Origin of the sequence: Blastomonas sp. UPD001 (assembly GCF_003426715.1) — a bacterium.
GTDB lineage: Bacteria > Pseudomonadota > Alphaproteobacteria > Sphingomonadales > Sphingomonadaceae > Blastomonas.
Genome location: NZ_QKVT01000001.1, coordinates 2369866 through 2378631, shown reverse-complemented (window position 1 = coordinate 2378631; position 8766 = coordinate 2369866). Strand labels below are relative to the sequence as shown.

8 protein-coding genes are annotated in these 8766 nt (G+C 64.6%); 6 read left to right on the top strand and 2 right to left on the bottom strand.

From position 1 onward, the window contains the following. Nucleotides 1–2285 (top strand): TonB-dependent receptor (locus DM995_RS12140; RefSeq protein ID WP_116969590.1); only part of this gene is annotated, 2285 nt, incomplete at its 5' end. Between the two features lie 115 nt (nt 2286–2400). On the opposite strand, the gene DM995_RS12135 is transcribed toward DM995_RS12140, so the two are convergent. Beyond that, the gene (locus DM995_RS12135; RefSeq protein ID WP_116969589.1) at nt 2401–3309 is read right to left on the bottom strand and encodes a DUF1838 family protein; all 909 of its coding nucleotides are present in this window, start codon (nt 3307–3309) and stop codon (nt 2401–2403) included. 107 nt (nt 3310–3416) lie between these two features. Between DM995_RS12135 and DM995_RS12130 the strand changes: the two genes are divergently transcribed. The 5 genes from DM995_RS12130 (at nt 3417) to DM995_RS12110 (ending at nt 8321) form a co-directional block, all read left to right on the top strand. Beyond that, nucleotides 3417–4259, top strand: coding sequence for an HpcH/HpaI aldolase/citrate lyase family protein (locus DM995_RS12130; RefSeq protein ID WP_232824355.1), 843 nt, complete (start codon nt 3417–3419; stop codon nt 4257–4259). Continuing rightward, complete coding sequence (locus tag DM995_RS12125) at nt 4252–4761, top strand: MaoC family dehydratase (protein ID WP_031317904.1); 510 nt, start codon at nt 4252–4254, stop codon at nt 4759–4761. Before DM995_RS12130 ends, DM995_RS12125 begins: the two co-directional genes overlap by 8 nt. A gap of 76 nt (nt 4762–4837) precedes the next feature. Then, nucleotides 4838–6016, top strand: coding sequence for an acyl-CoA dehydrogenase family protein (locus DM995_RS12120; protein ID WP_116969588.1), 1179 nt, complete (start codon nt 4838–4840; stop codon nt 6014–6016). Nucleotides 6017–6032: 16 nt separating this feature from the next. Continuing rightward, nucleotides 6033–7235, top strand: a complete 1203-nt coding sequence (locus DM995_RS12115; protein WP_023837378.1) for a CaiB/BaiF CoA transferase family protein — start codon at nt 6033–6035, stop codon at nt 7233–7235. A 3-nt stretch (nt 7236–7238) separates the two neighbouring features. Then, nucleotides 7239–8321, top strand: coding sequence for a CaiB/BaiF CoA transferase family protein (locus DM995_RS12110; RefSeq protein ID WP_116969587.1), 1083 nt, complete (start codon nt 7239–7241; stop codon nt 8319–8321). Nucleotides 8322–8473: 152 nt separating this feature from the next. On the opposite strand, the gene DM995_RS12105 is transcribed toward DM995_RS12110, so the two are convergent. Continuing rightward, nucleotides 8474–8766 (bottom strand): UTRA domain-containing protein (locus tag DM995_RS12105; protein ID WP_116969586.1); only part of this gene is annotated, 293 nt, incomplete at its 5' end.

Genomic DNA, 8766 nt, shown 5'->3' with positions numbered 1-8766 from the left:
TGGTCCCGGTGTCGCTTTCGGTTCTGAAGATGGGCGGCTGGTGGGACGTGCCGGGCCTGGTGTTCGACGACTCGCTCGGCCGCGATGCCAACCGCCCGGTGATCCGCGGCCAGGCCAATATCCTGGGCCAGTCGGGCGTCGCCTTCTTCATCGACGGCATCTATTATTCGGGTTCGCTCGCCGATTATGACGTCGACACCGTCGAGCGGTTCGAGGTGGTCAAGGGCCCGCAATCGGCGCTCTATGGCCGCAACACCTATTCGGGCGCGATCAACCTGATTTCTAAGATGCCGAGCACCGAATGGACCGGTCGCGTCCAGGTCGATCTGGCCGAAGACGACCGCTACGAGGCGACGGCCAACGTGCGCGGACCGCTCGCCGATGGCCTGGGCATCGTGATGGGCGGGCGCGTGCTCGACAATGCCGGGGCCTTTCGCAACGCGTTCGACGGCACCCGCATCGGCAAGCAGCAGAGCTATTCGGGCTATGGTGCGCTGCAGTTCAACAATGGCGGCCGCTTCCGCGCCTCGCTGCGCGCGAACTACAATGTCATCGACGACGGTCAGCCCGCGATCTTCGCGCAGAGCGCCAATGCGAACAACTGCTTCCCCGACAATGGCACGCTCTATCGCGGCCAGAGGCGCTATTTCTGCGGGGTCATCCAGCCGCAGCAGGTCAATACCGACTATCGCCGCCAGTTCGTCGATCCGGAAAATGCCGGGATCGAATCGAAGACGCTCAACGCCGGCTTCCGCATGGATTTCGACTTTACCGACGAGCTGACGCTGACCAGCCTGACCGGCTACAACCGGCGCACCGCGAACACCAAGACCGATGGCGACTATTCGCCCAACAGCTTCAACATGGTGATCTTCGCCTTCGGTGCGACCGGCCCTGCCCCCGCGCCGATCGTGCCGCCGCGCACGACGCGCTTCACCGCCTTTGCGACCTCGGTCCAGGATTTCACCTTCTCCAACCGCCAGGTCACTGACGACTGGTCGCAGGAATTGCGGCTCGCCTATGAGGGAGACCGGCTGCAGCTGATGCTGGGCGGCTATTATTTCGACCAGAGCGACGTGACGCGCGACACCCGCGTGGTGCCGCCCGGCTCGCTCGCGCGCGCGCAGGCCAATGCCAATGCGGCGACCACCTCGCTGTGCGCACAGCTGGCCAATTGCGGCATCTTCACGCCGATCACGGTCACCGCGGCCAACCTGCCCGAGTCGCGCAACGTCAACTCGTTCGATATCGAGAACAAGGCGATCTTCGGTTCGGCGACGTTCGACATCACCGACACGCTCTCCTTCTCCGCCGAGGGCCGCTATGCGGAAGAGAAGATCCGCCAGTCGACGCTGACCTTCAACAACGGCCAGGCGATCCCTGCCCCGCGCGTGGTCCAGGCGACCTTCAAGGAATTCACGCCGCGCTTTACCCTGAGCTGGCAGGCGACGCCCGAAAACCTGTTCTACGCGGTCTATGCCGAAGGCCAGAAGCCCGGCGGCTTCAACAGCAACCAGGCAATTCTGGCGGGCTTCCCGACCTTCCAGCCCGAAGACAACAAGACCTATGAAATCGGCACCAAGAACACGTTCTTCGACGGCAAGCTGACCGCGAACCTCGCGCTCTACCATACCGAGGTGAAGGGCTATCAGATCACCCAGAACGTCTCGGTCCCGCCGAACCAGGTCTCGCTCACCCGCAACGGCGGCGATGCGCGGATCAACGGCGCCGAGCTCGAGCTGTTGATCCGTCCGGTGCGCAATTTCACCGTCACCGCCAACTACAGCTATGTTAACGCCAAGTTCACGCGCGGTACCGACGAGAATCTGGGCCTGATCAACGACGTCGCCGACGATGGTCTGGTCAACTGCTCGCTGGGTGACGAATTCCCCGCGGTCACCGGCTGCCAGTCGCGCTATGGGGCGATCCGCGGCAAGCGCATCCCGCGCGCGCCCGAGCACACCGTGTTCGTCGATGTCGATTATCGTACCCCGATCAACGACGACTGGAATTTCTTCGTCGGCAGCAACGTCAACATGGTCTCGACCAGCTTCGACCAGGTGCTGAACTTCGCCGAGACCGGCGGATCGGTGGTGGTCGATGCACGGCTTGGCGTGCAGAGCGACCGCTACCGCGTGATGCTCTATGCACGCAACCTGTTCGACGAGGATGCGGTGTCGCAGATCCTGCGTTATGCCGATGCCAATGCCGATCTGCGGCGCAATTTCGTTGCCGGCCTGCGTCCGCCCCGGCGCATCGGCATCCTGCTCACCGCAAGTTTCTGACGCCTTCCACAACGCCTGCGCCCTTCCTCGAAGGGAGGGCTCACAATCAACCCCCGGAAGCTCCAGGCTTCCGGGGGTCTTTTTTGCGCCGTAGCGCGGTGGTGTTTCCGCAGGCTCAGTGCGATGCGGCAGGCTTGGTGCCGTCCTTCGCGCGCTGCGCCTCGATCTTCTTCTTGAACACCGTCCAGGTGGTCTCGTTCGGGCGGGTGTCATCGACCGGCGGCGGCGCGGTATAGCCGGGATAGTTGGTCGCGATCTCGCGCTTGATCACCTCGGGCAGCTCGTCGAAGCTGTTGAGCTTCACCCCCATGGCGTTGAACACCATCTGCCCGTCGCGGCCTTCCATCATCATCCACGGCATCCAGTCGGAAATGCGCACCCAGGCGACGGTGGGGTTGACCGAGGGCGTCGCAGTGTCGAGCGCCTTGACCGGCATCGAGAAGTCGAAAATCTCCATCGCGTGGTACTTGTTGCCGACATAATCCTGATAGTCGCCGGCGAGCGGATTGACATAATAGAGCGGGGCCTCGACCGGCATCAGCATCGTGTCGCCCATGCGGGTCAGCGTGATCGAATAGGGCTTGCCATCGGCGCTGATCGGAAAGCTGGGGCGCGAATTGACCGGATCGTTGGCGATGTGCATCACCTCGACGGTCTTGCCGGTATAGGGGTTCTGCCAGGTGCGCAGCACCTCGTTCGTCTTGGGATCGAGATAGAGCGTGATCTCGCGGCTGACCATGCGATAGCCGGTGCCGCGCTGCGGATCGGTCACCGTCACGCACTGGCGGATGTTCATCCCTTCCATGTTGAACAGGTGCTTGTCGGGCTCGCCCTGGCGCCGGCTGTAGATGCGGCCCTGCCAGCGATAGACGGCGGGCACATTGTCCTTCACGCCGCATTGCGTGCGCTTCATGATCTCCAGCGCATCCTCGGGCTTGGCCGGATCGAGCGGCCTTGCCAGCGCCGGGCCGGCCAGGGTGGTGGCGGCCAGAAGCGCCGCGAGAGTCAGGGTACCGATACGCATAAACCTCTTCCCTTCATGATTATCCTGATTTGTGCTTGACTTTAGATTTGTCCGGACAAATTGTGAAGGGGAATTGTTCGTCGGCAAAGGGGCCCTGGGGAAAAATCATGTTCGCTGCCAGCAGCATCCTGTTCGTGCCGGGCTCGCGCACCGACCGCATCACCAAGGCGCTGGCGAGCGAAGCGGACCTTGTCTGCATTGACCTGGAAGACGCCGTCGCCGCGCCCGACAAGGACAGCGCGCGCGCGACGGTCATGGCGGGTCTCGCCGATTGGGACCGCACGCGCCTCGCGGTGCGAATCAACGGGGTGATGACGCGGGCGGGCCTCAAGGACCTGATCGCGCTGACGCAATGCCCTGCCCCGCCGCCGCTGCTGTTCGTGCCGATGGTGGAACATGCCAGCGAGATCGCGCAGGTCGCACGCATCCTCGAAAATCCCGCGATCGGCCTTGTCCCGCTGATCGAGACGGTCAGGGGCCTGCGCGACGCGCCCTGCATCGCCGCCCAGCCGCAGGTCGCCGCGATGATGTTCGGCGGTGGTGATTTCTCTGCGCAGATCGGCGTCGATCTGGCGTTCGATCCGCTGCTGGTGGCGCGCGGCCAGTTCGTTATGGCCTGCGCCGACGCGGGCGTGCCCGCGATCGACGTGCCCTTCATCCGGCTCGACGATGCTGCGGGGCTCGCCGACGAATGCCGCAAGGTGCGCGCGCTGGGCTTTGCCGCCAAGGCCGCGATCCACCCTGCCCAGGTCGATGCGATCAATGCCGGTTTCGGCGCGGATTCCGACGCGATTGCCGAAGCGCAGGACGCGATCGCAGCCTATGAGGCAGCGGGCGGTATGGCGATCCGCCACAAGGGAAAGATGCTCGAAGCGCCGATCGTGGCGCGGATGCGGGCCATGCTGGCGCGCGAGACGAGGCGAAACGAAAGGACCATGATTGATGCGTGAGGGAGCCAAGGAAGTTTCACAGGGGCGATATCGCGAGACCTTCGGACGCGCGTTCGAGGATTTCGTCGTCGGGCATATCTATGAGCACCGCCCCGGGCGCACGATTACCGATGCCGACAATGTGTGGTTCACGCTGCTGACGATGAACACGCACCCGGCGCATTTCGATTATGAATATGCCAAGAAAACCGAGTTCGGAAAGCCGCTGGTCTGCTCCCCGCTCACGGTCGCGCTGATGGTCGGGATGAGCGTCTCGGACGTCAGCCAGAAGGCGGTGGCCAATCTGGGCTGGGACAATATCCGCCTGACGAACCCCCTGTTCCCCGGCGACACGCTCTATGCCGAGAGCGAGGTAATCGACAAGCGCGAGTCCTCCTCGCGGCCCGAACAGGGCATTGTCACGGTCAAGACGATCGGAAAGAATCAGCACGGACAAGTGGTGTGCACGTTCAACCGCACCATGCTGATCTGGAAGCGCGGTTTCGGCCCGTCGGACGATTGATCGCGAGAGCAGACGAGACGAATTGAACCTCGCCGCCCTATGGGGGGTGGCGAGCAGAATGACCGGAGTAGCCAGGATGGCAAGCCTGCCAAAGGAAGAACCGCGTACGATCGATGCGGCCGAGGAAGCCGCCTTTCTCGATACGATCGATCGCTGGATCGAACGCGAAGTGAAACCCGTGGTGATGCACCACGACCACAAGGACATCTGGCCCGCCGAGCTGGTCGATCAGATGATCGAAATGGGCCTGTTCGGTGCGACCATCGGCCAGGAATATGGCGGGCTCGGCCTGCCTGCGACCACCTATGCCAAGATCGTCGCGCGCATTTCCTCCTACTGGATGGCGATCACCGGCATCTTCAATTCGCACCTGATCATGGCCTGCGCGGTCGAACGCTTCGGCACGCCTGCGCAAAAGGCCAAATGGCTGCCCAAGTTCGCCAGCGGCGAAATCCGCGGCGGCCTGGCGCTGACCGAGCCCAATGCCGGCACCGACCTGCAGGCGATCCGCACCACGGCGGTGCGCGATGGTGACCATTATGTCATCAACGGCACCAAGACGTGGATCTCGAACGCGATCCAGGGCAGCTGCTTTGCGCTGCTGGTCAAGACCGACCCCAAGGCGGATCCGCGCTACAAGGGCATGAGCCTGTTCATCGCGCCCAAGCAGGACGGCTTCACCGTCGGCAAGAAGTTCGACAAGCTGGGCTACAAGGCGATCGACAGCGCCGAGCTGATCTTCGACAATTACCGCATCCCGGCGGACAATCTGATCGGCGGCGTCGAGGGCCAGGGATTTTTCCAGGCCACCGGCGGGCTGGAGCTGGGCCGCATCAACGTCGCCGCGCGCGGTGTGGGCCTGGCCGAAGGGTCGCTGCGTCTCGCCACCGAATATGCGCAGCTGCGCCAGACCATGGGCAAGCCGATTGCCGACCATCAGGCTATCCAGCTCAAGATCGGCGAAATGGTCACCCGCGCCCGCGCCGCGCGGCTGCTCACGCTCGATGCCGCCGAAGCCTATGACCGCGGCGAGCGCTGCGACATGGAAGCGGGCATGGCCAAATATTTCGCTTCGGAAGCCGCGGTGCGCAATTCCGAAGAGGCGATGCGCATCCATGGCGGCTATGCCTATTCCAAGGAGTACGAGATCGAGCGCTATTATCGCGACGCGCTGCTGATGTGCATCGGCGAAGGCACCAACGAGATGCAGCGGATGATCATTTCCAAGCAATGGGTAAAGCGGAACCCGGTGTGAGGGGGGAGCAACTGTCATGAGGCTGCCGCTGACCGGCTATCGCGTGCTCTCTGCCGAGCAATATGGCGCGGGGCCTTATGGCACGATGTTCCTGGCGCAGATGGGGGCGGAGGTCATCAAGATCGAGCCACCCGGCAAGCCCGGCCAGCCGGGCGGCGATACCGCGCGTGCGGTGGGGCCGCATTTCCTGCGCGAGAACGAAAGCCTGTATTTCCAGGCGTTCAACCTCAACAAGAAATCGCTGACGCTCGACCTGCAGAGCGAGCGCGGGCGCGAGATTCTGCGGGCGCTCGCGGCGACCTCGCACGCGATGGTCAACAATCTGCGCGGCGATCTGCCCGCGCGGCTGGGGCTCGATTATGCGGCGCTCGCGGACATCAATCCGGGGATCGTCTGTGCGCACCTCTCCGCCTATGGCCGCGATAATGCTCGTGCCAAATGGCCGGGCTATGATTACCTGATGCAGGCCGAGGCCGGATTCCTCTCGCTGACCGGCGAACCCGATGGCCCGCCGGTGCGCTTCGGGCTGTCGATCGTCGATTTCATGACCGGCACGCAGATGGCGGTCGGTCTGCTCGCCGCGATGCTCGACGCACAGCGATCGGGCACCGGCTGCGATGTCGATGTCGACCTGCTGTCGGTCGCGGCGCACCAGATGAGCTATCCGGCGGTCTGGTATCTCAACGAGGGCGACGTCACCCCGCGCGCGCCGCGCAGCGCGCATCCCTCGGTCACGCCCAGCCAGATGTTCCGCTCGGCCGATGGCTGGATGTTCGTGATGGCGCAGCTACCCAAATTCTGGTCGATCCTGGTCGATGCGATCGGGCGCAGCGACCTGAAGGACGATCCGCGCTTCAGGACGCCCGCCGACCGGCTCGCCCATCGCGATGCGCTGACCCAGGTGCTCGATGCGGTGTTCGAAACGCAGCCGACGCAGCACTGGATCGAGCTGCTATCGGGCAAGGTCCCGGTCGCGCCGGTGCACGATCTGGCGAGCGCGATGGACAATCCGTACCTTCAGGAAACCGGCATGATGCAGACCGTGCAGCATCCCGACCGCGAAGCGTTGCGCGTGCTCGCCAGCCCGATCCGCGTCGATGGCGAGCGGCTGCCTTCGCGCGCCGGGCCGCTGCTGGGCGCGGACAATGACGAGGTGCTGGCCAGCATCGGACTGTCGGGCGGCGAAATCGAGACGCTCAAGCGCGACGGAATCATCTGAACCATGGGCAAGCTTTCCGGCATCCGGGTGATCGACCTGTCGCAGTTCCTGCCCGGGCCGATGCTCACGGTGATGATGGCAGACCAGGGCGCCGAGGTGATCAAGATCGAACCGCCGGCGGGCGATCCGGCGCGGCAGATGGCTCCGTTCGAGAACGGCCAGTCGGTCTGGTTCCGCAATCTCAACCGCGGCAAGACCAGCGAGGTGCTCGACCTCAAGAGCGAGGCCGGGCGCGCGCGCCTCACCGAGCTGATCCGCAACGCCGATGTCTTCGTCGAGGGTTTTCGCCCCGGCGTGATGCAGCGGCTGGGCTTCGATTATGCTGCGGCCAGCGCGATCAACCCGGGCATCGTCTATTGCTCGGTGTCCGCCTTCGGGCAGGACGGGCCGATGGCGCATCACCCGGCGCACGACCTGGCGGTGCAGGCGCTGTCGGGCTTTCTTTCGGTCAATGATGGTCCCGATGGCACCCCGGTGGTGCCCGGCGTACCGTCCGCCGACATGGCCGCCGGGCTTACCGGCCTGTCTGCGGTGTTGATGGCATTGATCGGGCGGCAGCGCACCGGCCGGGGCGATTATATCGACATCGCGATGTTCGACAGCCTGCTGCCCTGGTGCGCGCATATCGCGGGCAGCGCGATCGCGGGCGGCGAGGCTCCGCGCTCGGCAACGCAGCGATCGCTCGGCGGAGCGGGCTTCTACCAGGTCTATGCAACGCGTGACGGCCGCCATGTGGTGCTGGGCGGACGCGAGCTGAAATTCGTGAAGGTGCTGCTCACCGCCCTGGGCCGCGAGGACCTGATCCCGCTCGGCGCGGCCGAGGCCGGCCCCGCGCAGGCCCCGCTCATCGCCTTCCTGCGCGAAACCTTCCTTACCCGCACCCGCGACGATTGGGTGGAATGGTTCGAGGACAAGGACGTCGCCTTCTCGCCCGTGCTCGACTTTGCCGAGGGCCTTGCCAGCGAGCATGTCGCGCATCGAGGGCTGCTGGTCGAGGCGGGCCACGCGCACCATATCGCCCCGCCGATCCGCTTTGCTTCGGAGCCGGAATGGCAGGCGATGGACGCGCCGGAGCTGGGCGCGTGAGCAAGCATGCCTCTCAAATCCTCCCCCTCAGGGGGAGGTGGATCGCCGTAGGCGAGACGGAGGGGTGTCCACGCCTACGAGGAGCTAGCACCCCTCCACCATTCGCTTCGCGAACGGTCCCCCTCCCCCTGCAGGGGAGGATTTTCAAGCCCCTAGCCCTCGACGTCGATATGCATCGAATAGGCGAAGCGGTCGCCGGGATGGTGGCTGACCGAGAGTTCGAACAGCCGTCCGTTCTGGTCGTGATAGCAGCGCAGGATACGCAGGCAGGCGGAACGGCGCGGGATATCGAGCGCGGCGGCGACCTCGGCGCTCGCGGGGACCGCCTGGATGTCCTGCGTCACCTTGGACATCGAGAGCCTTGCGGCGTTGCTGATGAACTGGAACAGCGTGTTGGCGCCGGGGTTGATCTGCTGGTCGGCAGCGTCGGCGGGCGGCAGGATTT